The organism is Enterococcus saccharolyticus subsp. saccharolyticus, from assembly GCF_029023825.1.
GTDB lineage: Bacteria > Bacillota > Bacilli > Lactobacillales > Enterococcaceae > Enterococcus_F > Enterococcus_F saccharolyticus.
Genome location: NZ_CP118957.1, coordinates 251,041 through 274,403, shown reverse-complemented (window position 1 = coordinate 274,403; position 23,363 = coordinate 251,041). Strand labels below are relative to the sequence as shown.

The window sequence follows — 23,363 nt, the reverse complement described above, 5'->3', positions numbered from 1 at the left end:
CGCTAAATGGCCTCCTTCCACTATTACTTTGCTTGTTCACGCAAAACTGTTTTGATGCGTGCAATCGATTTACGTACTTCTTGGATACGTGCAGTGTTTTCTAGTTGACCTGTAGCTAATTGGAATCTTAAGTTAAACAATTCTTCTTTTAATTGTTTTTCTTGATCTAGCATTTCGGCAGTGGTTAATTCTCTGATTTCTTTAACCTTCATTCGATTCACCACCCATTTCTTCACGTTTTACGATTTTAGTTTTCATTGGTAATTTGTGTGAAGCAAGACGTAATGCTTCGCGAGCTACTTCTTCAGATACGCCAGCGATTTCAAACATGATTTTACCACGTTTAACTGGTGCTACCCAACCTTCTGGAGCCCCTTTACCTTTACCCATACGAACCCCAATAGCTTTACTTGTATAAGATTTGTGAGGGAAAATTTTGATCCATACTTTCCCGCCACGTTTCATGTAACGAGTCATTGCAATACGAGAAGCTTCAATTTGGCGGTTTGTAATCCAATGAGATTCAACAGCTTGTAAGCCGTATTCACCAAAAGCTACTTCTTTACCGCCTTTAGCTTCACCACGCATTTTTCCGCGGAATTCACGACGGTGTTTTACACGTTTAGGTACTAACATGCTTATTTCCCTCCTTTCTCAGTGTTCTTTTTAGTTGGAAGAACTTCTCCACGATAGATCCATACTTTAACACCAAGTTTTCCGTATGTTGTATCTGCTTCTTCCCATGCGTAATCGATGTCCGCACGTAATGTGTGTAAAGGAACAGTTCCTTCAGAGTAACCTTCCGCACGAGCGATATCCGCACCGTTTAAACGTCCTGATACTTGAGTTTTGATTCCTTTAGCGCCAGCGCGCATTGAGCGTTGGATTGCTTGTTTTTGAGCACGACGGAAAGCAACACGATTTTCTAATTGACGTGCAATTCCTTCGCCTACTAATTTAGCGTCTAAATCTGGTTTTTTGATTTCTACAATGTTGATGTGTACTCTCTTACCAGTTAATTTGTTCAATTCTTTTCTTAGGCTTTCGACTTCAGAACCGCCTTTACCGATAACCATACCTGGTCGAGCTGTGTGAATTGAAACGTTCACGCGGTTTGCAGCGCGTTCGATTTCAACTGTTGACACAGCGGCATCAGCAAGTTTAGATGCGATAAATTTGCGAATTCTTAAATCTTCGTGTAGAAAGTCTGCGTAGTCTTTCTCAGCATACCATTTTGCATCCCAGTCACGGATGATGCCTACACGCATTCCAATTGGATGTACTTTTTGACCCACTGATTGTCCCTCCTTATTTTTCTGATACAACTACCGTAATATGACTTGTACGTTTGTTGATTGGAGATGCTGAACCTTTCGCGCGAGGACGGAAACGTTTCATCGTTGGTCCTTCGTTTACAAAGGCTTCAGATACTACTAAGTTTTCAACATCTAAGTCAAAGTTATTTTCTGCATTTGCGATTGCTGACATCAATACTTTTTCAATGATTCCAGCAGCTTTGTTCGGTGTGAACTTTAGGATAGCAATTGCGTCAGCAACGCTTTTTCCTCTAATTAAATCGATAACTAGACGTGATTTACGAGGAGAAACGCGGACTGTTTTAGCAGTTGCTTTCGCTGATGTGATTTGTTCTGCCATTTGTATATCCTCCCCTCAAATTAACGTCTTGTTTTCTTATCGTCAGCAACGTGGCCACGATAAGTTCTTGTTGGTGCAAATTCACCTAGTTTATGTCCTACCATGTCTTCTTGGATATAAACTGGCACATGTTTACGTCCATCGTAAACTGCGATGGTAAACCCGATAAAACTTGGGAAGATTGTAGAACGACGAGACCAAGTTCTAATTACTTTTTTCTTTTCAGCGCCTTGTTGTGCTTCGACCTTTTTCATCAAATGATCATCGACAAAAGGTCCTTTCTTTAAACTACGACCCATGGTGAACCTCCTCTCAAAATGTGCAACACATGGTTAATGTAATTATTTATTTTTACGACGAACGATAAGTTTATCTGACTTCGCTTTTTTGCTACGAGTTTTGTAACCAATAGCTGGTTGACCCCAAGGTGATACTGGAGCTGGGCGTCCGATAGGTGCTTTACCTTCACCACCACCGTGTGGGTGATCGTTAGGGTTCATTACGCTACCACGTACAGTTGGGCGTTTACGCATCCAACGAGAGCGACCTGCTTTACCGATATTGATTAATTCGTGTTGTTCGTTACCAACAGAACCGATTGTTGCACGGCAAGTTGCTAAGATCATACGAACTTCGCCTGAGTTCAAGCGGATCAATACGTATTTACCTTCTTTACCAAGTACTTGAGCACTTGTACCAGCTGAACGGATTAATTGTCCGCCTTTTCCTGGTTTCATTTCGATGTTGTGGATAACTGTACCTACTGGAATGTTTTCTAGTGGTAATGCGTTACCTACTTTAATATCTGCATCTGGTCCAGAAACGACAGTCATGCCAACTTCCAATCCTTTAGGTGCTAAGATATATGATTTAACTCCATCTTCGTAATGTACTAACGCGATGTTAGCAGAACGGTTTGGATCGTACTCGATAGTTTTCACTAATGCAACTACGTTATCTTTGTTACGTTTGAAGTCGACTAAACGGTATTGACGCTTGTGACCGCCACCTTGGTGACGTACAGTGATGCGACCGTTGTTGTTACGACCTGCATGGTTTTTCAATGGTGCTAATAATGATTTTTCTGGTTTAGAAGCAGTAATTTCTGCAAAGTCAGAAGAAGTCATATTACGACGACCATTTGAGGTAGGCTTGTAATGTTTAATTGCCACGTCTTTTTCCCTCCTATTTTATTCTAGTTCTTACAGCTTATTCAGCTGAGAAAATTTCGATTTCTTTTGAATCTTCAGTTAAAGTCACAACAGCTTTGCGACGTTTTTTTGTGTATCCCGCATATTTACCCATGCGTTTGAATTTTGGACGCACGTTGATGATGTTTACGCTTTTCACGTCAACACCAAATGCTGCTTCAACAGCTTGTTTTACTAATGTTTTGTTTGCGCGAGTGTCAACTTCGAAAGTATATTTCTTTTCATCCATAGCAAGCATAGATTTTTCAGTGATCACTGGGCGTTTAATTACGTCTAGTAAGTTCATTATGCAAGCACCTCCTCAATTTGAGTAAGAGCAGTTTGAGTTGCTAACACTTTGTTGTTTGAAACAACGTCTAGAACACTTACGTTATTAGCAGCAACTACAGAAACGTTTGGTAAGTTACGAGCAGATAAAGCTGCAAAGTCGTTACCTTCTTCTAATACTACTAATACTTTAGAGTCAATAGACAAGTTAGCAAGAACTTGTTTGAATTCTTTAGTTTTTGGTGCATCGAAGCTTAATCCTTCAATTGCTACCAAGTTATTTTCAGCAACTTTTTCTGATAAAACAGATTTGATTGCTAAGCGACGAACTTTTTTAGGAAGTTTGTAGCTGTATGAACGCGGTGTTGGTCCGAAGACAACGCCACCTCCACGCCATTGTGGTGAACGGATTGAACCTTGACGAGCACGACCTGTTCCTTTTTGGCGCCATGGTTTACGTCCGCCACCGCGAACTTCACCGCGGTTTTTAACAGCGTGTGTTCCTTGTCTTAATGAAGCACGTTGCATGATGATTGCATCAAAAACAACTGATTCATTTGGTTCGATTCCGAAAATTTCTTCGTTTAAAGTGATTTCGCCAGCTTGGCTTCCATCTTGTTTAAATAATGCTACATTCGGCATTCCTTAGTTCCTCCTTTCTTCCTATCTACTTATTTAGCTTTCACAGCTGATTTAATTGTAATCAATGATTTTTTCGCGCCAGGAACGTTACCTTTAATAAGGATAACATTACGTTCAGCATCTACACGTACGATTTCCAAATTTTGGATAGTTACGCGATTGCCGCCCATACGTCCTGCAAGACGTTTGCCTTTGAATACACGGTTAGGTGCAACTGGACCCATTGATCCAGGACGACGATGGTAACGAGAACCGTGAGCCATTGGTCCACGAGATTGTCCGTGACGTTTGATAACGCCTTGGAATCCTTTACCTTTGGTAGTTCCTGTTACGTCAACGATGTCTCCAGCTTGGAATACGTCAACTTTAATTTCTGATCCTACTTCTAAGCCCTCTAGCTCAACATCCTTGAATTCGCGAATGAAGCGCTTAGGAGCCGTGTTTGCTTTTGCAACATGACCTTTCGCAGGTTTGTTACTTAAAACTTCACGTAAATCTTGGTAACCTACTTGAACTGCTTCGTAACCATCGTTTTCAACTGTTTTAAGTTGTAAAACAACGTTTGGAGTAGCTTCAACTACAGTTACTGGAATTAATTCACCTGATTCTGTGAAGATTTGAGTCATTCCCACTTTTTTCCCTAAGATTCCTTTGGTCATGATTACACCTCCAGTTATTTATTATAGTTTAATTTCAATGTTAACACCTGATGGTAAGTCTAGCTTCATTAAAGCATCAACTGTTTTTGGTGTTGGGTTCACAATGTCGATTAGACGTTTGTGTGTACGCATTTCGAATTGTTCGCGAGAATCTTTGTATTTATGTGTAGCACGGATGATTGTGTATAGACTGCGCTCTGTTGGCAATGGAATTGGACCTGAAATAGTAGCTCCAGTTCTTTTTGCAGTTTCTACGATTTTATCCGCTGATTGGTCTAAAATACGATGTTCATACGCTTTTAAACGGATACGAATTTTTTGTTTTGCCATTTGTTTTCCCTCCTTCGTCTATTTTGAAAAGTAGACATAGCTCCACGAAAATTTTCCGTCACGCTCGTCCATGGCAAAGCGTCCGGGCGTGTCGCAACCTCTCGTTTCGTAGCCGGCAGATTTTTCTCTGCCACTGTGTGTAACATACTCTTTCATATGCAGCACCTCAATGAGTATATTATATCTGCACTAGAATAGCAAGCATTTTATTCAATAAATTTTATTTTTTTCTGAAAATAATAGCAAAGTCGTTTTCAATAGAAAAACCACGCAGCTAAGCGCGCGTGGTTTGTTGCAAATTATCGACCAAATGATTGTCTAAAAGTACGATCCATTGCTTTTTTCAATGGGAAATATAAAAAAGAAACAATGATTGCTGTTAAGCAAACATTAATCAGTGTTGCCGGCAACTTAATTGCTGCGGTAGTAAAGGCTGGCAATAAATCCATTCCTAAGAAGAGTTGACGCACAGTATTTTTAACTTGTGTCATCACTAATTTCGCCACACCAGTCCCAGCTGCAATCACTAAAATTTGCCAAATATGTGTAGGATTCTTTTTAAATAGAAGAAACACACCATATGCTGCGGCGCCGACAATAAAACTTTCCAAGATAAAATACGGTGCTTCACTAGCATAGCCATTTAAAACATCGAAAATAGCAAAACCTAACCCACCTGCTAATGAGCCTTTCACATATCCCAAATATAAAACAGATAATAATAAAACCGCATTGCCTAAATGGACGAACGCACCTGTTGGCAACGGAATTTTAATCATTGTTCCAATCACTGTTAACGCTGTAAATAATGCCACTAAGACGATTGTCTGAATGCTTGTCTGTTTCATTCCTACTCCTCCATTCGTTTTTCTGCTTCATTATAAGCGCCATGCCACACATGACCCACATATGGATTAATTTGTACGCCATGTTGGATGGCTTGTGCGACAAATTTTTTCGCTAAGATGACAGCTTCTTTAGCTGAATAGCCTTTTGCTAAACCAGCCGTAATGGCAGCCGCAAAAGTACAGCCTGCCCCGTGGTTACAATCAGTTGGGATCAACTCATTTTCTAATACCGTAAATTCTTTCCCGTCATAAAAAACATCGATTGCTTTTGCCAATCCTAAGCGATGACCACCTTTCACAACCACATATTGGGCGCCTAATTGATGAATAATTGTGGCTGCTGCTTTCATATCTTCAATTGAAGTTAAATCACCCAAGCCCGATAAAATACCTGCTTCGACTAAATTGGGTGTCGTAACATACGCTTTTGGTAATAAATAGTCCTTAATTCCCGCCACACTCTTGGGTTGTAAAATTTGTGCGGTACCTTTACAAGCGATTACTGGATCAATCACCACATGTTTCACTTGGTAACGTTCGATAAACTCACTTGCCACCTGAATATTTTTTTCATTCCCCATCATCCCTGTTTTTAAGGCATCTACAGAACCACCCGCAAAAACCGAAATCAGCTGTTTACGCAAAAGTTCTTCTGGCAATTCTGTCACTTCATGCGACCATCCATTTTCTGGGTCCATCGTCACAATAGATGTGATACTAGAAAACCCAAAGACACCATATTCTTCAAATGTTTTTAAATCTGCTTGCAAACCAGCACCACCTGTTGAGTCTGATCCTGCAATCGTTACTACTTTTTCCATACGCTCCCCCCTCGTATTTTTTAGTATAGCGAATCGATTGCTTGACGAAAACAGCCAATTGGCTTATTTTTAAACCATCCAATTTCAAAGGAGATTCGCAATGTGGCAGATTAACAAACAAGATAAAAAACCTTTGTACCAACAAATCACCTCACAAATTATTCAAGCCATTCAACAAGGCCAACTCATGCCTGGTGACAAGCTGCCTCCTGAAAGGCAACTTGCTCAATCTTATGAAGTGAATCGTTCCACTGTCGTCCGTGCATTAGAAGAGCTCGTGAGTTTAGGTTGGATCACCAGAAAACAAGGTAGCGGCACACGTGTTGCACAAGGTCGTTGGGGCAGTCGTCAACTATTAATGAACCAATGGCGCTCGTTACTCTCAAGTCCGTTTTTAAAAGAAGATCCTTACGTGAGTGAACTAAAACAAAAACAAAATACTGTAGATACGCTAGATTTGTATACCGGTGATTTACCCGCAGAATTGATACCTGACTTTGAGTTTCCAGCAATTACGTGGGAACAAGTGTTATATGAAGAGAAAAAAATTCATCCCACAGGTTATCTCCCTTTAAAACAGCATTTACTCAATCATTTAGCGAGGGAATTTGCTTTGCCAACGAAGGGGCAAGACTTGTTGATTACTTCGGGATCTACGCAAGGAATCTTCCTATTGATTCAAGTATTACTTGATACGGGAAGTTACATGGCAACCGAAGATCCTTCTTTCTTGTTTGCGTTGCCCTTATTTGCTTCATTAGGTATTCATTTGATCGGTATCAAACAAGATGACGAGGGCATTGATTGCCAAGAGTTAGAACATGCCATTCAAACAAAAAAAATCAAGTTGCTCTATCTTAATCCTAATTATCAAAATCCAACCGGTCGTACAATGTCGTTGGTACGCCGGAAAGAAGTCGTTGCTTTATGCGAAAAATACCATCTACCAATTATAGAAGATGATGTCTTTCATGAGTTAGGCTTTACCGAGGCTTTGCCTTCATTAAAAAGTTTGGCTCCTGATCAAGTCATTTATGTCGGTTCTTTATCTAAAATTTTTGGTTCCACAATTAAAATTGGTTGGTTGCTTGCACCCCAAACTCTGATTACCAGTTTGGCAAGTGCCAAAAAAAGAATGGAAAGCGAGACTGATCTTTTTCCACAATTACTCGCAACTGCTGCTTTAACTTCAACGAACTATGAACAAAAACAAACACAACTGTTAGAAGAATTGCGTCACCGCAGTCAAAATTTTGAACACGTCATGATGCCCCTAGCTGCCGATTGGTCCTATGCACCGATTCAAGGTGGATTGTATTATTGGCTTACTTGGCGCCACCAAACATTAACTCGAAAAGATTGGCAACTTTTTCTCGAAGAAAATCTCTTGACCGCGCCAGCATTTCTATTCAGCAATGAGACAATGTCTGTTAGAATAAATTATACACGACTCTCCACCGCACAATTAGCCCTTTTTCAACAAACACTAATGCGGATTACAGAGCGAATTAGAAAGGATGCTGTTTATGAATGAAACAATTAAGTTGTTAAAAAGTCACCGGAGTTACCGCAATTTCGATGTTGATTATCAAATTCCTGATGCAGAATTACAAGAAATCTTAGATGCCGCACGCCAAGCACCTTCTTGGATGAACGGACAGATGTACTCTATTATTGTGATTAAAGATAAAACCATTCGAAAGCAACTAGTCGAGTGGAATCCTGGAAATCCGCATATGCTAAACAGTTCGGTCTTCTTGTTATTTGTCGCAGATTTAAAACGAACACAATTAGTTGCCAAACAACTAGACGCAGATTATCCAGTCGATGAAGGATTACACCCGCTAATCATCGCCACAACCGACACCAGTCTAGCATTGCAAAATGCGATTATTGCTAGTGAATCGCTTGGTTTAGGCGTCGTTCCTGTTGGGAGCGTCAGAAATCACATTGCAGAAATTAGCGAACTACTGCATTTACCAGATTACGTTTATCCAGTTGCCGGCTTAAGTATCGGCAAACCCATTGTTGATATGAAAGTAAAACCACGCCTACCAGAACAAGCTGTCGTTCATTACGATACCTATACGCCATATGATGAACAAGTAATTGCTGATTATGACGAAACAATGGAAAAATTTGGCGAAGCCCGTGAAACCAAACGCTGGACGAAAAAATTCGCCGACTACTTTAGCCAAAAACCTGCGGAAAATATTGATACCTATTTGAAAAAACAAAAATTAATCAAATAAGAAAAGCTTAGGACATCGCGATGTCCTAAGCTTTTTCATACATAGAGTCAATAATATTCTCTTGTTTTCGAACTTTTGCATAGATATGTTGATCGTCTATAAAAGCAAACTGCTTTCTTTTTAAGAAAGACAGCATCGTACCTAACATTTTTCGTTCATTTGAAGTCACACGATAGTATCCACGCAGATCTAGTTCAATGACTTCACCTACTCGGGTCGTTACTTCTAAATAAAATGGTTCACGCATCGTTTGGTGCATGCGTGGAGTATAGCCATTCATACTAATCGCTGTTTTCGTAGGATTGTATTTAAACGGGATAAAACACAGCTTCATTTTAGTAATCTCTTGATATGGAACAAAGACTGTTTTACGCAATCCAAAACACGCGACAAACGGCAAAATAAATTCCGTAAAGGGACCAATTTTCCCTATTGGTTTAGAACGAAAAACAGGGTAACGAATGCCTTTTTTCTCCAATGTCCAATAACTGTAATAACGTTTGAAATCAAAAGGCGTACAGTAGGCAAACATCACATAAAAAATCAACAGCATAAACAATGTAAATAAACCGATTCCCACTAGCACATGCATCGGTATCTGCTCACCTTCAAAATAACTTATAAAAGAACTAAACAAGCCCACACCAATAAGAGCTAAAACACTTAACAAAACGATGGGCTTATCACGTTTCGGCTTACCATAATGCAACGGAAAACTCAAATACGCTTCTCCAGTAATTAATTCATCCAAGGAAATATTCAACAACCCACTCAATAAAAGTAAATTGTCAATTCCCGGTAAACTTTCGCCGTTCTCCCATTTAGAAACAGACTGTCTCGAAATAGTTAATTGGTCAGCAAGTTGCTGTTGCGACAACTCATTTTCTTTTCTAAAACGAATAATATTTTGTGCTAATGTCATTGGTACATTCCTCCTAAAACAAGCAGTTATTTGCTTTTAATCTTACTAAAAAGGTTAGTTTTTCACACGCACTTATTAGTTGCACCTTGATAGATCAGCTTTTTCAGACATTCACAAAAAAAATAAAAACGACTAAGAATTCATGATTGAATTCCTAGTCGTTTGGTTCATTCATTTGAGTGATGAATGATTATACTAATTCTTCGCCAGCTTCTTGCTCTTCTTTCACAAGACGTGCATCATAAGATTTAGCAAATGGGAACCAAATTAAGAATGAAACGACTGCACATAAAACTGCTACTAGAGCCGCCATAATGTCGCCACCAGTTCCGATGAATGCACCGATACCGATTGGTGATGGCCAAGGCATTTGCGCAATGATTGGTTTAATGAACTCTAATTTAATTGCGAAAAAGGCAATTGATGCAGATGCCATTGGTGCTAAGAAGAATGGCAATGCTAAGAATGGGTTATAAATAATTGGTACCCCGAAAATCAATGGTTCATTGATATTGAACAAAGCTGGAACGATAGATGCTTTACCTAATACAGATAATTGTTTTGATTTTGCCATATATACTAAGAATAGACAGAAACCTAACGTTGCACCTGATCCACCAATTGTTACATATGCATTGTTAAATTCACCCGCTAACGCATAATTCGCACCTGTTACATTTGCTGCCAGATTGGTTAAAGCAATTGGGTTAATGAATGAGAAGATAATGTTCGCACCGTGGATACCTACTAACCATAATGCATGCACTAAGAAGTAAATAACCATTAGACCCAACCAAGTGTCTGTTAAGTTTGTTACGAAACCAAATGGAATAGAAATTAATTCAAAAATATCTGTACCTAACATTACTAATGCACCATTGATAATAATCACAGCAAATGCTACAACGAATGCTGGAATTAATGCTGTAAAGGCACGAGCAACACCCAATGGCACTTCTTCAGGCATTTTGATAACCCATTTTTTCGCTACACATAAACGGTACAATTGAACTGCAATAACTGACATAATAATTCCCGTAAAGATACCGACTGTTCCTAAACGAGCCGGACCGTCACCACCGATTGCCCAACCGTTAATAATTACAGATTCGGCATCATTGACACGAACCATTGTTCCTTCAGTAAAAACTAATTGAGGAATTGCCATAAAGAAAGCGAACATAGATAATAACGCACCATTCATTGGTGATAAATCTAACCCGTCTTCTTCTGCAATAATTTTTGAATACTCATAGCCTAATACAATACAGAAATACAATGCTAAAATACCCATTGTTGTACTGTTTGCTAACATGTATAAATCACTAAACTTGAAGAATGTTGCATTAAAGAATCCTTCTAATACAGGAAACGTTAATGGCAATACATTCAATACTAAAAACATTGATCCAACAATCGTAAATGGAATTGTTGCCATCCCGGCACCCATAATGGCACGTACAATTTTGTATTGCGCAACTTTACCCATAGGTCCCATGACAGTTTTTTCCAAAATTGAAAATAATTTACTTTGTTCTTCCATTGTGTACACTCCTCTTATTTCATTTCTTTTTCAAATTCCTGAATATATTGATAATGTTTATCTGTCTGCTGGTCAATTGCTTGCATCCGTTTGATACAGGCAAAAGAAATGACACTTCCAATAGCTAAAAAACCAGAAATTATCAAGCGTGCTTTCATCGTTGTCTCTAAAAACGGAAAGAAGAATGAATACCCTACTCCTGTTAAAGAAATCAAAATCATCAATAAATTAACCCCTAGTTGACAATAATGATACAAACGATTGTAATGCAATTGTCTTGAATCATATTCTTTTGCGCCATATAATTTCACATGTTCGGCGACTGCCATCAGACTAAACACAATCAAAAATCCCGGTAAAAGAGCAGTCATCTCGCCACCCAACACAAGACCTAGCGCCCAGTACAAATTCGCAAAAAAGAACACCGCTAACATATAACGTAAGAATAAATAGCGATTATATCTGAAATTTTTGACGGCAGTTTCTTTTTTAAATTGTTGTCGCTGTTGTTTTGTGTTTTGTTTCATGATTTCTCACCCTTCTGACCCAAGTTTATCAACGAGGTTAACGTCCTCGTTCATATAAAGCTAACATTTCCAGTGCCACTTCGCGTAACGTCATCGTTGTCATCAAATGATCTTGTGCATGCACCATGATAACTTCCATTACGACTTTCTCACCATTTGCATAAGCTTGTAACAAGCCTGTTTGTGATTTGTGGGCTTTCACTAATGATTCATTGGCAGCTTCCAATTTCTCTGCAGCTTCTTCAAATTTATCCGCACGCATTGCTTGAAAACCTTCATGAACTAAAGTACGCGCATCACCACTGTATAAAATAATCTCAAAAGCGATTTCCTGTATTTTTTCCGACTCCATTTTCTTTCTCCTTTTATAAATAACTAACAAATTTTTTCATAAATTCATCAAATGATTGACTAGCAACTAAAGAATCCCCAAATTCTTTGTCTTCTAAAATTGGTACAAACATTTGATTAATTTTATCAATTTGAACTTGTCTTGCTTTATCTGGTAAAGATAAAAAGACCAATTGTACTGCAGGATGTTCATCATCCCAAAAAATCCCCTCTGGCGCGATTGCCACAGCAACATGAGCATTTTGTGTAACTGGTTCGATTGGATGCGGCACTGCTAAAGAAGAAGAGAAAGCAACTGAACTATACGTATCCCGTAACTGCAATTGTTTCATTAAACGTTCACTTAAAGGTGATCCTTCTATTTTTTCAACTCGTGCAACCAATTCTTTGATTACTTGCTCTTTAACGCTTTTACCAGGAAGATACAAAAACAATTCAGGTGCAAAATATTGATCGACTAAAGCAATTTGCTGTTTTTTAGACTCACCTGTTAATAACATTGTTTGACTATTCACACGTTGAATGCCTTTATGTTTCGATAATTCATGATTAATTCGTTGAATATCGCCTTCACCAAGAAAAACACTCACATGAATCACGGGAATATTGTAGCCATCCATCGGTAAAGCAATCGATGAGATAATTAAGTCAATATCATCTAGTTTTTGATTGGATAATTCATAATAACCCACGACCGAATCAATAACGATTTTTGAACTGAATTCATGCTCCAAACGAATCTTCAACATTTGAGAACTTCCCAGTCCTGTCGCACAAATTACTAACACACGGGCTTTTTGATCATTGAAAAAGCGTTCGACCGCAGCGGTTAAATGGATGGTGACATACGCCCATTCTTCTTCGGTGACTTGATACTTTTCAAAAACAGGCATTTCTGAAAAATACTGAATCGTCATCTCAAATAATTGGGAATATTTTTGCTTAATTTCATCTAATAAAGGATTTTTGATACTCGTACCATTTTGTAGTCGCAACAACAATGGTGTAAAATGCATCATTAATCCATTAATTAAGCTCGTGTCTTGTTCAAACTGAAAACCAGTTTTTTTATCTAAGCTCGCTAGCGTTATCAATAATTGGTTCTTGATTTCAGATTCATTGTAATCAGTTTTTTTCAATACTTTACTTGTCGATAAACGATTGCGCAAATGCATTGAAATGTACGTTGCTTCTTCTTTAGGAAATTCAATCCCCATGCTCGTTTTTATTCGTTGAATAATATTGAGAGCCGTTTGATATTCCTTGGATTTTTCTGAAATAGTCACATGACTTTGTTCAATTTGAAAACCGGTTTGTAGACGTTTAATTGCTAAACCGATATGCAAAACAATATTATAAATAATAAAATCAGACAGTTTTAACCGTGATTCCCGACATTCATCTAGCACGATAATCACGATTTCCTCAATACTAATTCCTTTAAGTAAATCGGCATACATCGAAAATGTATATAAATTATCGTGCAGATGATTCATGAAAAAGTAACTCATAACAAAATGTCGTTTGTTTTGCTCGTCGCCAACAATATAAATACCCACACCTGATTTACTTTTGACTTCAAGTTTATAAGATTTTAGCATTTTTTTGATTTCTACAATATCATTGGAAATCGTTGAACGAGAGACAAAAAGTTCACTCGCTAAGTCATCTACTCGTGCTTCATTTTGCTCAAACAGCAAGCGATGTAAGATGAAGTATTGGCGGTCTTCTGACTCATGAATCGTGGTGACATCTCGGACCAACGATACATCTTGCGCTTCTTGTTGATAAAACTGTTGAAATTGTTGATCTTCAGTTATCAACAATCGATACCCTTGTCCTTGTTTCGCCTCTAAATGAGCGCCATTTTTTTCTAAAATATCTCCGACTAAATGCAAATATTTACGTGCTGTTCGATCGGATATATAAAGATTGGAAGCAACTTCCTGACTTGTTGTGTAACTATGACGATTGGCAAAAAGTAATTTGATTATTGATAATTCTTTTTGATTCAACATTTTCTCTCAACCTTTAAGTATTAAATATTTTCTTCAATCACAGTAGCTAGTTTTTGAATCCCCATTGGAATTGGAACATACGCTTGTGGTGGAATATTTACGATTGGTTTATTTGTTTTATCAGCAGCCTTTTTCAAATTATCAAAATACATTTTGGTTTGTGGGCTAACTAAATATAAATCATATTCATCTTTCGAAATTGTGCTTGCACCTTGTGAAGCCGAAGTTGCATCTAATTCAATTTCTTTTCCCTTACTTGCAAAAAACTCTGTTGTTTTTTTAGCAATTACTGAAGAAGACATGCCTCCAGCACAGATGATTAACGCTTTTTTCATACTCTTTTCCTCCTAAAAGTTCATTTATTTTTTACTTTTATACAGCCATCGTCTTCACATATCATACCATTTATAAAAAATGATTTAACTAATGGTTGTGTTTAGACACCCCTGACTACTTTTGCATCATAACATAAAACGCTTTCATTTTAGAATAGAGGTTATTTCCGTATCGATACGGAAATAAGATACAAAAAAACTCTCCAAACTATAAATAGTTTGGAGAGTTTGGAAAGCAGTTATCAAATTAAGCTTTGATTTCGCTAACAACGCCTGAACCAACAGTACGTCCGCCTTCACGAATAGAGAAACGAGTTCCGTCTTCGATAGCGATTGGGTGGATTAATTCAACGTCGATAGTTACGTTGTCACCAGGCATTACCATTTCAGTACCTTCGCGTAATTCTACAACACCAGTTACGTCAGTTGTACGGAAGTAGAATTGAGGACGGTAGTTAGTGAAGAATGGAGTATGACGTCCACCTTCTTCTTTAGTTAAAACGTAAACTTCAGCTACGAATTTTGTATGAGGAGTGATTGTTCCTGGTTTAGCTAATACTTGTCCACGTTGGATGTCTTCACGAGCAACCCCACGTAATAAAGCACCGATGTTATCGCCTGCTTCAGCGTAGTCTAATAATTTACGGAACATTTCAACACCTGTTACAGTAGTTTGAGCTGTTTCTTCGTCGATACCAACGATTTCTACAACGTCACCAACGCGAACTTGTCCACGTTCAACACGACCTGTAGCAACAGTACCACGACCAGTGATTGAGAATACATCCTCAACTGGCATCATGAATGGTTTTTCAGTATCACGTTCTGGAGTTGGGATATATTCGTCAACTGCAGCCATTAATTCGAAGATTTTTTCTTCGTAAACTGGATCGCCTTCTAAAGCTTTCAAAGCAGAACCTGCAATAACTGGAGTGTCATCGCCTGGGAAATCGTATTCTGATAATAAGTCACGAACTTCCATTTCTACTAATTCTAATAATTCTTCGTCATCAACCATATCCATTTTGTTTAAGAATACAACGATGTAAGGAACACCTACGTTACGAGATAACAAGATGTGTTCACGAGTTTGAGGCATAGGACCATCAGCAGCAGATACTACTAAGATCGCGCCGTCCATTTGAGCAGCACCAGTGATCATGTTTTTAACATAGTCCGCGTGTCCTGGGCAGTCCACGTGAGCGTAGTGACGAGTTTCAGTTTCGTATTCAACGTGAGCAGTTGAGATAGTGATTCCGCGTTCGCGCTCTTCTGGAGCACCATCGATTTGGTCGTAAGCAGAAGCTTGTGCCCAACCTTTTTTAGCTAAAACAGTTGTAATTGCAGCTGTTAATGTAGTTTTACCATGGTCAACGTGTCCGATAGTACCAATGTTTACATGGGCTTTAGAACGGTCAAATTTTTCTTTTGCCATTTTAAATGTTCCTCCTAAAAATGCGTTTTTATTTTATATTTGATAGGTAAGGAATCTAAAAGATTCCTTGCCCATATCATCGTAATATATTGTACACGAAATGCTCCAAAAAATATAGTTATTTGGATAATTTCATAGAATCAATTAAGATTAACCAGCGTTTCCGCCATTTTTCTTAATAATTTCTTCTTGAATTGATTTCGGTACATCTTCATAGTGGTCAAATACCATCATGAATGTTCCACGTCCTTGAGTTGCAGAACGTAGAGTTGTTGCGTAACCAAACATTTCAGATAACGGCACCATTGCGTTAACGATTTGTGAGTTACCATGTGCTTCCATACCTTCTACACGTCCACGACGAGCAGTAACGTGACCCATTACATCACCTAAATATTCTTCAGGAACTGTAATTGTTACTTTCATCATAGGTTCTAGAATTGCAGGTTGTGCTTTTTTAGCAGCAGCACGCAATGCCATAGAAGCAGCAACACGGAAGGCAGTTTCATTTGAGTCGACATCATGGTAAGAACCATCATAAAGTTTAGCTTTGATATCAACTAATGGATAACCAGCTAATACACCGTTTTCCATTGATTCTTCTAAACCTTTTTCAACTGCAGGGATGTATTCACGAGGAACCACACCACCGACAATTGCGTTTTCGAACTCGAAACCTGCTCCTTCTTCGTTAGGTGTAAATTCGATCCATACGTGACCGTATTGACCTTTACCACCTGATTGACGTACAAATTTACCTTCGGCTTGAGTGCTTGCACGGAATGTTTCGCGGTATGATACTTGTGGCGCACCAACGTTCGCATCAACTTTGAATTCACGACGCATACGGTCAACTAAGACGTCTAAGTGAAGTTCACCCATACCTGCGATAACTGTTTCACCAGTTTCAACGTTAGTTGTTACGCGGAATGATGGATCTTCTTCAGCAAGTTTTTGTAAAGCAACACCCATTTTATCTTGGTCAGCTTTTGATTTAGGCTCAACAGCAACTTCGATAACTGGTTCTGGAAATTCAATTGATTCTAAGATAACTGGATCTTTTTCATCACATAATGTATCCCCTGTAGTTGTATCTTTCAAACCAACAGCTGCAGCGATATCTCCAGAATAAACTGTTTGAATTTCTTCACGAGTGTTCGCATGCATTTGTAGGATACGTCCGATACGTTCGCGTTTGCCTTTTGATGCATTCAATACGTATGATCCAGAGTTAAGTACGCCAGAGTATACACGGAAGAATGTCAAACGACCTACGAATGGGTCAGTCATAACTTTAAATGCTAATGAAGCAAATGGTGCCTCATCAGATGATGGGCGTTCAGTTTCTTCATCAGTTTTAGGGTTAATCCCGTTGATTGCAGGTACATCAGTTGGTGCTGGCAAGTAGTCAATAACTGCATCCAACATCAATTGTACACCTTTATTTTTGAAGGCTGATCCACACATTACTGGGAAGAAATCAACCGTTAATGTTGCTTTACGAATACCAGCTTTTAATTCTTCTTCAGTGATTTCTTCACCGTCTAAGAATTTCATCATTAAATCTTCGTCTGTATCTGCTACAGCTTCGATTAATTTTTCGCGCCATTCTTCAGCTTGTTCAACGTACTCAGCAGGAATCTCAGTTTCTTCGATTTCTGTACCTAAGTCATTTGTATAGATTTCAGCTTTCATTTTCACAAGGTCAATAATTCCTGTGAAGTCGTCTTCTGCACCAATTGGTAATTGGATTGGATGTGCATTTGCTTGCAAGCGGTCATGCAATGTAGATACTGAATACAAGAAGTCAGCACCTAATTTATCCATTTTGTTACAGAATACAACACGTGGTACACGGTAATCAGTCGCTTGACGCCAAACTGTTTCTGTTTGTGGTTCTACACCTGATTGTGAGTCCAATACAGTTACAGCACCGTCAAGTACACGTAGAGAACGTTGTACTTCAATTGTGAAGTCCACGTGTCCTGGTGTATCGATGATATTTACACGGTTACCTTTCCATTGCGCAGTTGTCGCAGCAGAAGTAATCGTAATTCCACGTTCTTGCTCTTGTTCCATCCAGTCCATTTGTGAAGCTCCTTCATGAGTTTCACCAATTTTATGGATACGACCAGTGTAATACAAGATACGTTCAGTTGTCGTTGTTTTACCAGCATCAACGTGGGCCATGATACCAATATTACGAGTGTTTTCTAAAGAAAATTCTCTTGCCATTGTGGGATTGTTCTCCTCTCTAATTGTTGTCACAATACATACTACCTAAAAAAGTAGCTTGTATCTTACCAACGATAGTGTGCAAATGCACGGTTAGCTTCTGCCATTTTATGAGTGTCTTCACGTTTTTTAACTGAAGCACCAGTATTGTTAGCAGCATCCATGATTTCTTTAGCTAGACGTTCTTCCATTGTGTGTTCTCCACGCAAACGAGCGTAGTTAACAACCCAACGTAGACCTAAAGTTGTACGACGTTCAGGACGAACTTCAACTGGTACTTGATAGTTAGAACCCCCAACACGACGAGCTTTTACTTCTAATACAGGCATGATGTTTTTCATTGCTTGTTCGAAAACTTCCAATGGATCATTGCCTGTAGATTCTTTAATAATATCAAATGAGTTGTAGATGATATTCGCAGCAACTCCACGTTTACCGTCAACCATTACGCGGTTGATTAAACGAGTTACTAATTTTGAGTTATAAATAGGATCTGGTAATACATCACGTTTTGCAACAGGACCTTTACGAGGCATCCGTAACTCCTCCTTCCGAAATTGGTTTTATTTAAATAGTCGTTTTAGTTTGTAGAATAAAATTAAGCTTTTGGTCGTTTAGTACCGTATTTAGAACGAGATTGTTTACGGTCGTTTACACCAGCCGTATCCAAAGCACCACGAACGATATGATAACGTACCCCTGGTAAGTCTTTTACACGTCCACCGCGTAATAATACTACACTGTGTTCTTGTAAGTTATGTCCGATACCTGGGATATAAGCCGTAACTTCAATCAAGTTAGACAAACGAACACGCGCATATTTACGTAAAGCCGAGTTCGGTTTTTTAGGTGTCATTGTTCCGACACGAGTAGCTACCCCACGTTTTTGAGGTGAGCTCACGTTTGTTTGAGCTTTTTTGAAACTATTATATCCTTTGTTCAATGCAGGTGAATTTGATTTTTCAACCTTGGATTTACGAGGTTTACGTACTAATTGGTTAATTGTAGGCATTCCTTGTTTTCCTCCTTCCTTGATTCGCTGTTTAGTTCCACACATCCAGGTGGTTCTTTTTTGGCGATAAAAAATAATGCAATAATATGCATCTTTATCAGATTGTACTTTTACTACAGTCAGCACGTCTCTATCCAGAGACCTGTTCATAAAGCACCTTCGTTAGAATATCATGGATTTTCTATAGTGTCAACGATATTTATTTACTTTTCCCAATTAATTTTATTTTTTTGTCAGCTACCATTTTACGCATAAGAATTATATAATAATAGAAGAAATAATAATTTTAAAGGTGGCGAATAGGTTGAATTTAAAAAAAATGGTCGGGATTGAAGCTGCAAACTATGTCAAAGACGGAATGGTCGTTGGCCTAGGTACGGGTTCAACTGCCTACTATATGATTGAAGAGTTAGGTCGCAGAGTCAATGAAGAGCAATTAAACATTGTTGGCGTCCCGACTTCGTCTGCTTCACGTAACCAAGCATTAGAACTAGGGATTCCTGTAAAAACGATTGATGAAGTCACACGTGTGGATTTGACAATTGATGGTGCCGATGAAATCAGTGCAGATTTTCAAGGAATAAAAGGTGGTGGCGCTGCGCTTTTATTTGAAAAAGTCGTTGCCTCTTATTCTGATCAAGTGATTTGGATTGTTGATGAATCAAAAATGGTGGATAAACTAGGAAAATTTCCTTTGCCTGTTGAAGTTGTTCCTTATGGAGAAGAACATCTTTTCCGTATTTTTGAAGAAAAAGGATATCGTCCAACGTTTCGGTTGGAAAATGAAACAGAGAAAAAAATAACAGATTGTGGACATTCAATCATTGATTTGCATTTAGATGTCATTGAAGATCCATTTAAATTAAATGAAGAATTAAATCAATTAGTTGGTGTTGTAGAACATGGATTATTTTTAAATATGGTTCATATGATAATCGTTGGTGAAGAAAAAGGGCCGAACACAGTAACAGTCGTTCGATAATTTACTCTACTGTTTTGTCAATTTGGGGGTATCTATTTAACTTAGTTTATGATATTCTTCTTATTATTTATTTTCTACAAATAGGATGGGATGAAACATGAAATTATACGGATATATCCGTACCACAATTACGGATGAAAATCCTCAACCACAAATGACGAGTTTGCAAGAATTCGGTTGTACAGAAATTTTCCATGAAGATTATCTGAAACCCGAATCGACATCACTTGATGACATCCTCGATCAAATGGAAACTGGCGATGCGTTGGTTGTTGATCAACTTTATCGCTTAGGAAAATCAACAAGACAACTAGCAGATTTAATGTTGCGTTTTCAAGCAAGTCAATTTGATTTAATTTGTTTAACGGATAATATTGATACCCGCGGTTCAGCTGGTAAATTATATTTCCAATGGATGAACCAAATGGCTTCTATGGAACGCGCACTGCTAAAAGAGCGTACACTACTCGGCTTAAGTCGTGCACGTCAAAAAGGAAAAATTGGTGGTCGACCAAAAATCGATGCAGAAACTGTACAAAAAATTCGGTTCCTGTTCTTCGAAAAGAAAGAGTCGATCCAAACAATCGCTACAACCTGTCAAGTATCGATTGGAACATGTTACAAATATATTCATTTATCGGAAAGTGAAATTGCTACTTTACTACAAAAATAAGCCACGATTAAGATTCTATACAAAATTACGGGAAAACTTTGAAAAGTGATCATTTTTCAAGGTTTTCCCGTAATTTTTTGTCTAAAAAAACTAGAGGTTGTAGACACAACCTCTAGTTCATCACATTTATTTTACTAGGCTTCTACCAGTCATTTCAGCAGGTAATTCAATGTCTAATAAATCTAACATTGTTGGTGCTAAGTCTGCTAAACGTCCATCTGTTCTTAATTCCACATTATCTTTAGTAACGATAACTGGTACTGGAACAGTTGTATGCGCAGTATGAGGATTACCATTTTCATCCATTAATGTTTCTGAATTTCCGTGGTCTGCTGTAATAATCGCAAATCCTTCTTTACCTAAAATAGTTTCAACAACACGTCCTAAACATTCATCTACTGCTTCAATAGCTTTTACAGTTGGTTCAACCATTCCTGAATGACCAACCATATCAGGGTTTGCAAAGTTTAAGATGATTGCTTCAAATTTCTCGTCATTGATAGCATTCACTAACGCATCTGTTACTTCATAGATACTCATTTCAGGTTGTAAATCATAGGTTGCTACTTTTGGAGAAGCAATTAAAATACGTTCTTCAGTACCATATACAGTATTTGAACCACCGTTGAAGAAGAATGTAACGTGTGGGTATTTCTCTGTTTCGGCAATACGTAATTGGTTGATGTTGTTTTTGTCTAAAACTTCACCTAATACGTTATCTAATGAAATTGGTGCAAATACAACTTCAGTATCTAATTTGTCTGAGTATTGTGTCATTGTCACTAATTTCACATTTTGTGGCGTTTGGCCACGTTCAAAGAATTCCCATTCTTTTTCAGTTAGTGCTTGAGACATTTGTAAGGCACGGTCAGGACGGAAGTTGAAGAATAAAACACCGTCATTGTCGTTAATTGTCGCAACTGGTTGATCGTTTTCAACAATCACTGTTGGTAACAAGAATTCATCTGTCACGCCTGCTGCATAACTTTTCTCAACAACATCAACTGCATCTGTTGATTTTTCGCCTTCGCCGTGAATCACAACATCATAATATTGTTGGACACGTTCCCAACGTTTGTCACGGTCCATTGCGTAATATCTTCCTGAAATTGAAGCAATTTTTCCATGACCTAATTCGTCAATTTTTGCTTGTAATTGTTTTACATAGTTGATACCTGATGTTGGAGAAACATCACGACCATCTAAAATTACATCAACAAAGGCTGGTACGCCATGTTTTTTCGCTTCTTCTAATAAGGCAAATAGATGGTTAATGTGGCTATGAACACCACCGTCAGAAACTAAGCCCATTAAATGTAAGTTAGAGTTATTTTTTTTCACGAAATCAAATAAATCTAACAAGGCTTTTTCTTGTGCAAATTCGCCATCAAGGATTGATTTGTCAATACGCGTTAAACTTTGATAAACAATACGACCAGCACCAATATTTGTGTGGCCAACTTCTGAGTTACCCATTTGACCTTCTGGTAGACCAACATCTAAACCAGACGCTTTTAATGTGCTATGTGGGTATTTGCTCCAGTATTTGTCAAAATTCGGTGTATTAGCCAATGCTACAGCGTTACCGACTGTTTCGTCTCTTAGGCCAAATCCATCTAAAATCATTAAAATTACAGGTTTTTTGTCCATTTTGCTATTCCTACTTTCCCTTACTCAATTCAAAAAAATTTTAATAACAGACGCTCAAAAATCTATCGTAACCTTCTTATTAAGATAGATTTTTTACTGACAACAAACCATGTATATTTGCAGTCTTGCATCCTACACAAAGTTCATTCAGCCTTACCATAATAACATTAAATGGATGGTTAGTAAAATCCAATATCATTCTCCTAACTAAATGATGACATAGTATCATTGGAAATTTAAGTAGCAACGGGTGTATAATAAATTTGGAATGGAAATTTCAGAAACCAGATGAATAAAGGAGAGGGTTTTATGCCAAAATTAGTTTTTTCACGTCATGGATTAAGTGAATGGAACAAGTTAGATCAGTTTACTGGTTGGGAAGATGTTGATTTGGCTCCTGAGGGTGTTGAAGAAGCCATAGAAGGTGGACGCAAAATCAAGGAAGCCGGCATCGAATTTGATATTGCATACACTTCTGTCTTAACCCGTGCAATCAAAACTTGTAACTACATCTTAGAATACTCAGACCAATTATGGGTACCTACAATTAAATCATGGCGCTTAAACGAACGTCACTATGGTGCATTACAAGGATTAAACAAACAAGCCACTCGTGATAAGTACGGAGACGAGCAAGTTCTTATTTGGCGTCGTTCTTACGATACATTGCCTCCATTATCAGATGCAAAACCAGACCGTCGTTACGCACACTTAGATCCGCGCACTGTTCCTGGTGGCGAAAATCTAAAAGTAACTTTAGAACGTGCATTGCCATTTTGGGAAGATGAAATTGCCCCAGCATTATTAGATGGTAAAACGGTGTTAGTTGCCGCACATGGTAACTCTTTACGTGCTTTAGCAAAACACATTGAAGGTATTTCTGATGACGACATTATGGGACTTGAAATTCCAACAGGTAAACCACTTGTTTATGAACTAAACGATGATTTATCTGTCATTGAAAAGTATTATTTATAAGCTACAAAAAGAGACC

28 protein-coding genes are annotated in these 23,363 nt (G+C 38.2%); 5 read left to right on the top strand and 23 right to left on the bottom strand.

What is annotated here, in order from left to right; all coding sequences use genetic code 11:
* Positions 1-23: 23 nt before the first annotated feature.
* The 12 genes from rpmC to thiD all read right to left on the bottom strand — a co-directional run bounded on the left by rpmC (position 24) and on the right by thiD (position 6,434).
* On the bottom strand, positions 24-212 hold the full coding sequence (gene rpmC / locus PYW32_RS01535; RefSeq protein ID WP_016176286.1) for a 50S ribosomal protein L29: 189 nt from the start codon (positions 210-212) through the stop codon (positions 24-26).
* Positions 202-636: a 50S ribosomal protein L16 gene (gene rplP, locus PYW32_RS01530; RefSeq protein ID WP_010734464.1), complete on the bottom strand. Its 435-nt coding sequence runs from the start codon at positions 634-636 to the stop codon at positions 202-204. Before rplP ends, rpmC begins: the two co-directional genes overlap by 11 nt.
* A gap of 2 nt (positions 637-638) precedes the next feature.
* A complete protein-coding gene (rpsC, locus tag PYW32_RS01525; RefSeq protein ID WP_016176287.1) occupies positions 639-1,295 on the bottom strand; it encodes a 30S ribosomal protein S3 in 657 nt (218 codons plus the stop codon).
* 13 nt (positions 1,296-1,308) lie between these two features.
* On the bottom strand, positions 1,309-1,656 hold the full coding sequence (gene rplV, locus PYW32_RS01520; protein WP_016176288.1) for a 50S ribosomal protein L22: 348 nt from the start codon (positions 1,654-1,656) through the stop codon (positions 1,309-1,311).
* Between the two features lie 20 nt (positions 1,657-1,676).
* The gene (rpsS, locus tag PYW32_RS01515; RefSeq protein WP_016176289.1) at positions 1,677-1,955 is read right to left on the bottom strand and encodes a 30S ribosomal protein S19; all 279 of its coding nucleotides are present in this window, start codon (positions 1,953-1,955) and stop codon (positions 1,677-1,679) included.
* Positions 1,956-1,997: 42 nt separating this feature from the next.
* On the bottom strand, positions 1,998-2,828 hold the full coding sequence (gene rplB, locus PYW32_RS01510; protein ID WP_016176290.1) for a 50S ribosomal protein L2: 831 nt from the start codon (positions 2,826-2,828) through the stop codon (positions 1,998-2,000).
* 37 nt (positions 2,829-2,865) lie between these two features.
* Positions 2,866-3,153 (bottom strand): 50S ribosomal protein L23, encoded by a 288-nt coding sequence (locus PYW32_RS01505; RefSeq protein WP_016176291.1) that lies wholly within the window; start codon positions 3,151-3,153, stop codon positions 2,866-2,868.
* Positions 3,153-3,776 carry a 50S ribosomal protein L4 gene (gene rplD, locus PYW32_RS01500; RefSeq protein ID WP_016176292.1) on the bottom strand — a complete coding sequence of 208 codons (624 nt, stop codon included), beginning with the start codon at positions 3,774-3,776 and terminating at the stop codon, positions 3,153-3,155. The genes PYW32_RS01505 and rplD overlap by 1 nt, the downstream gene beginning before the upstream one ends.
* 29 nt (positions 3,777-3,805) lie before the next feature.
* Positions 3,806-4,435 carry a 50S ribosomal protein L3 gene (rplC, locus tag PYW32_RS01495; protein WP_016176293.1) on the bottom strand — a complete coding sequence of 210 codons (630 nt, stop codon included), beginning with the start codon at positions 4,433-4,435 and terminating at the stop codon, positions 3,806-3,808.
* Between the two features lie 21 nt (positions 4,436-4,456).
* Positions 4,457-4,765 carry a 30S ribosomal protein S10 gene (gene rpsJ / locus PYW32_RS01490; RefSeq protein WP_016176294.1) on the bottom strand — a complete coding sequence of 103 codons (309 nt, stop codon included), beginning with the start codon at positions 4,763-4,765 and terminating at the stop codon, positions 4,457-4,459.
* Positions 4,766-5,064: 299 nt separating this feature from the next.
* Positions 5,065-5,613, bottom strand: a complete 549-nt coding sequence (locus tag PYW32_RS01485; protein ID WP_016176296.1) for an ECF transporter S component — start codon at positions 5,611-5,613, stop codon at positions 5,065-5,067.
* Positions 5,614-5,615: 2 nt separating this feature from the next.
* Positions 5,616-6,434, bottom strand: coding sequence for a bifunctional hydroxymethylpyrimidine kinase/phosphomethylpyrimidine kinase (thiD, locus tag PYW32_RS01480; protein ID WP_016176297.1), 819 nt, complete (start codon positions 6,432-6,434; stop codon positions 5,616-5,618).
* A 100-nt stretch (positions 6,435-6,534) separates the two neighbouring features.
* On the opposite strand from thiD, the gene PYW32_RS01475 reads away from it, so the two are divergent.
* Together PYW32_RS01475 and PYW32_RS01470 are read left to right on the top strand one after the other, a co-directional pair.
* A complete protein-coding gene (locus PYW32_RS01475) occupies positions 6,535-7,968 on the top strand; it encodes an aminotransferase-like domain-containing protein (RefSeq protein ID WP_016176298.1) in 1,434 nt (477 codons plus the stop codon).
* Entirely contained in the window at positions 7,961-8,686 is a 726-nt protein-coding gene (locus PYW32_RS01470; protein WP_016176299.1) for a nitroreductase family protein, read from the top strand. The genes PYW32_RS01475 and PYW32_RS01470 overlap by 8 nt, the downstream gene beginning before the upstream one ends.
* Before the next feature lie 25 nt (positions 8,687-8,711).
* Here PYW32_RS01470 and PYW32_RS01465 read toward each other — a convergent pair whose 3' ends face one another.
* The 10 genes from PYW32_RS01465 to rpsL form a co-directional block, all read right to left on the bottom strand.
* On the bottom strand, positions 8,712-9,608 hold the full coding sequence (locus tag PYW32_RS01465; RefSeq protein WP_016176300.1) for a helix-turn-helix transcriptional regulator: 897 nt from the start codon (positions 9,606-9,608) through the stop codon (positions 8,712-8,714).
* A gap of 190 nt (positions 9,609-9,798) precedes the next feature.
* Positions 9,799-11,151: a PTS cellobiose transporter subunit IIC gene (celB, locus tag PYW32_RS01460; protein ID WP_016176301.1), complete on the bottom strand. Its 1,353-nt coding sequence runs from the start codon at positions 11,149-11,151 to the stop codon at positions 9,799-9,801.
* A 14-nt stretch (positions 11,152-11,165) separates the two neighbouring features.
* The gene (locus PYW32_RS01455; RefSeq protein WP_016176302.1) at positions 11,166-11,678 is read right to left on the bottom strand and encodes a hypothetical protein; all 513 of its coding nucleotides are present in this window, start codon (positions 11,676-11,678) and stop codon (positions 11,166-11,168) included.
* A 37-nt stretch (positions 11,679-11,715) separates the two neighbouring features.
* The gene (locus PYW32_RS01450) at positions 11,716-12,030 is read right to left on the bottom strand and encodes a PTS cellobiose transporter subunit IIA (protein WP_016176303.1); all 315 of its coding nucleotides are present in this window, start codon (positions 12,028-12,030) and stop codon (positions 11,716-11,718) included.
* Between the two features lie 13 nt (positions 12,031-12,043).
* Entirely contained in the window at positions 12,044-14,047 is a 2,004-nt protein-coding gene (locus PYW32_RS01445; protein ID WP_016176304.1) for a BglG family transcription antiterminator, read from the bottom strand.
* 20 nt (positions 14,048-14,067) lie between these two features.
* Positions 14,068-14,382 (bottom strand): PTS cellobiose transporter subunit IIB, encoded by a 315-nt coding sequence (locus PYW32_RS01440; RefSeq protein ID WP_016176305.1) that lies wholly within the window; start codon positions 14,380-14,382, stop codon positions 14,068-14,070.
* A gap of 247 nt (positions 14,383-14,629) precedes the next feature.
* A complete protein-coding gene (tuf, locus tag PYW32_RS01435; RefSeq protein ID WP_016176306.1) occupies positions 14,630-15,817 on the bottom strand; it encodes an elongation factor Tu in 1,188 nt (395 codons plus the stop codon).
* A gap of 150 nt (positions 15,818-15,967) precedes the next feature.
* Entirely contained in the window at positions 15,968-18,052 is a 2,085-nt protein-coding gene (gene fusA, locus PYW32_RS01430; RefSeq protein WP_016176307.1) for an elongation factor G, read from the bottom strand.
* A gap of 65 nt (positions 18,053-18,117) precedes the next feature.
* Positions 18,118-18,588, bottom strand: coding sequence for a 30S ribosomal protein S7 (gene rpsG, locus PYW32_RS01425; protein WP_016176308.1), 471 nt, complete (start codon positions 18,586-18,588; stop codon positions 18,118-18,120).
* A 62-nt stretch (positions 18,589-18,650) separates the two neighbouring features.
* Positions 18,651-19,064: a 30S ribosomal protein S12 gene (gene rpsL / locus PYW32_RS01420; RefSeq protein WP_016176309.1), complete on the bottom strand. Its 414-nt coding sequence runs from the start codon at positions 19,062-19,064 to the stop codon at positions 18,651-18,653.
* A 304-nt stretch (positions 19,065-19,368) separates the two neighbouring features.
* Here rpsL and rpiA point away from each other — a divergent pair, with 304 nt between their 5' ends.
* Both rpiA and PYW32_RS01410 read left to right on the top strand, forming a co-directional pair.
* On the top strand, positions 19,369-20,046 hold the full coding sequence (rpiA, locus tag PYW32_RS01415; protein ID WP_016176310.1) for a ribose-5-phosphate isomerase RpiA: 678 nt from the start codon (positions 19,369-19,371) through the stop codon (positions 20,044-20,046).
* A gap of 97 nt (positions 20,047-20,143) precedes the next feature.
* Positions 20,144-20,719 carry a recombinase family protein gene (locus PYW32_RS01410; RefSeq protein ID WP_016176311.1) on the top strand — a complete coding sequence of 192 codons (576 nt, stop codon included), beginning with the start codon at positions 20,144-20,146 and terminating at the stop codon, positions 20,717-20,719.
* A 126-nt stretch (positions 20,720-20,845) separates the two neighbouring features.
* Here the strand turns inward: PYW32_RS01410 and gpmI are convergent, their stop codons facing one another.
* On the bottom strand, positions 20,846-22,369 hold the full coding sequence (gpmI, locus tag PYW32_RS01405) for a 2,3-bisphosphoglycerate-independent phosphoglycerate mutase (protein WP_016176312.1): 1,524 nt from the start codon (positions 22,367-22,369) through the stop codon (positions 20,846-20,848).
* Positions 22,370-22,678: 309 nt separating this feature from the next.
* On the opposite strand from gpmI, the gene gpmA reads away from it, so the two are divergent.
* Positions 22,679-23,347, top strand: a complete 669-nt coding sequence (gene gpmA / locus PYW32_RS01400; RefSeq protein ID WP_016176313.1) for a 2,3-diphosphoglycerate-dependent phosphoglycerate mutase — start codon at positions 22,679-22,681, stop codon at positions 23,345-23,347.
* Positions 23,348-23,363 lie beyond the last annotated feature (16 nt).